2 protein-coding genes are annotated in these 1,977 nt (G+C 37.8%); both read left to right on the forward strand.

Annotation, left to right across the window (positions count from 1 at the left end):
- Positions 1-156 precede the first annotated feature (156 nt).
- On the forward strand, positions 157-894 hold the full coding sequence (locus AC3DU7_RS25855) for a Uma2 family endonuclease (protein ID WP_488042149.1): 738 nt from the start codon (positions 157-159) through the stop codon (positions 892-894).
- A gap of 355 nt (positions 895-1,249) precedes the next feature.
- Positions 1,250-1,977: HpcH/HpaI aldolase family protein (locus AC3DU7_RS25860; protein WP_488042148.1), on the forward strand; the 728-nt coding region annotated here is incomplete at its 3' end.

A 1,977-nucleotide genomic window follows, 5' to 3' on the forward strand; every position in this document is an offset into this window, starting at 1 on the left:
CTTCTGCCTTCTGCCCTCTGCCTTCTGCCTTCCTTCCACTTTGTAACAGTTTTGTGGAATGAGCATCTTGCCCGTTCCCCCGTTCCCACGAAATTGGTGTTATATCATAATAATATCAACCCTTTTCCTCTACTTCTTCAAATTACTTTAAACAATATGATACAACAACTAACTACTGATACTCAATCAGAAATCATTTACCCCGATAGCGACGGTCAACCAATTGCAGATAATACCAAACAATTTCGCTGGATAGTTACCATTAAAGAAAACCTAGAAATATTATTTGCTGACGTTGCAGATGTTTTCGTTGCTGGAGACTTGCTGTGGTATCCAGTCCAAGGAAACAAAAAAATGTGCAAAGCACCTGATGCGATGGTTGTTTTTGATAGACCAAAAGGAGACCGGGGTTCCTATAAACAGTGGGAGGAAAACAATATTGCTCCTCAAGTCGTCTTTGAAATCTTATCGCCAAGCAACCGCCTTCAGGAAATGACTAGAAAATTATCTTTTTATCAGCAGTATGGAGTAGAAGAATATTACATTTATGACCCGGATGAAAATGATTTTATGGGTTTAACCAGGGTAGGGCAGAGTTTAGAAGTAATTCCAGAAATTAATGGTTGGGTGAGTCCCCGTCTGGGTATTCGCTTTGAACTTACAGCAGAAACTCTAGAAATATATCGACCAGATGGAGAGAAGTTTCTTACCCCTGTAGAATTAGACCGACTCCGGGAACTAGAAAAGCAACGTGCAGACCAAGAAAAACAACGTGCAGACCAGGAAAAACAACGTGCAGAACAAATACAACAACAATTAGACCAGGAAAAACAACGTGCAGACAGACTAGCAGAAATGCTCAGGGAAAGAGGAATTGACCCGGATAATGTATAAGCATTATTCTCCAACATTGAAAATTATTGGTAGAGGTTTGGAGGTCAAATTCTCTACTAATAGACATCTCCAGAAATTAAAATTTAGCCACCTTTTTATATAAAATCCAGTTATATAATATATAGCAATCAGGAATGAGTTGTGAGAATTGAGGTGTTCCTTAAAAGTATAGAATATAGCGATTATTATATTCATATGATACGTTTTTTTCCTCTTCTCTGTTCCCTGTTCCCTGTTCCCTATTCCCTAAAAATTTCCAATATCTCACAACTCAAATCATATTGCTATATGTTTATAATTCTATAATTACTTCAATCTCCCCTTACTCCCCCACTCCTTCTTTTCTACATCAATCATGCAAAAAAATCAACTCAAACAAAAACTCAAAAATGGCGAAGTTGTACTCGGACCTTTTATGAATTGTGCCTACCCTGCATTCATCGAAATTTGTGGTCTCGCAGGATTTGATTTTGCAGTCATTGACCTCGAACACGGACCTCTAAATATTCTGGTGGCAGAAGACCTTTGTCGTGCTGCTGACTGTGTAGGTATTGCTCCCGTTGTCAGAGTCAGTAAAAACGATGCTGCACAAATTCAACGTGCTCTTGATATTGGTAGTGCGGGTGTACAAGTTCCACAAATAGAAACAATAACCGATGCAGAAATAGTAGTGCAAAGTGCAAAATATAATCCCATTGGTTGCCGTGGTTTATCATTCGGAACTCGTGCAGGAGTTTATACTTCAGCAGGTAATAATATAACCAATAAATTAAATGCAGAATCTTTAGTTGTAGTTCATGTAGAAGGTACAAAAGGAATTGAAAATCTGAGAGAAATTGTTACAGTTCCTCATATTGATGTTATTTTTATCGGGCCTTACGATCTATCTCAATCTTTAGGTATCCCTGGAGAGGTAGATGATATTCGAGTTGTTGAATTAATGCAAAAAGCAGTAGAAATTATCCGGAATGCTGGTAAAACAGTTGGTACTTTTACTAATAATCCTGAGACTGCTAAAAAATGGATCGACTGTGGAGTTCAATATATTGGATTAGGTATAGATGTGAGTATTTTCTTACAAGG

It is taken from the genome of Okeania sp. (assembly GCF_983059655.1).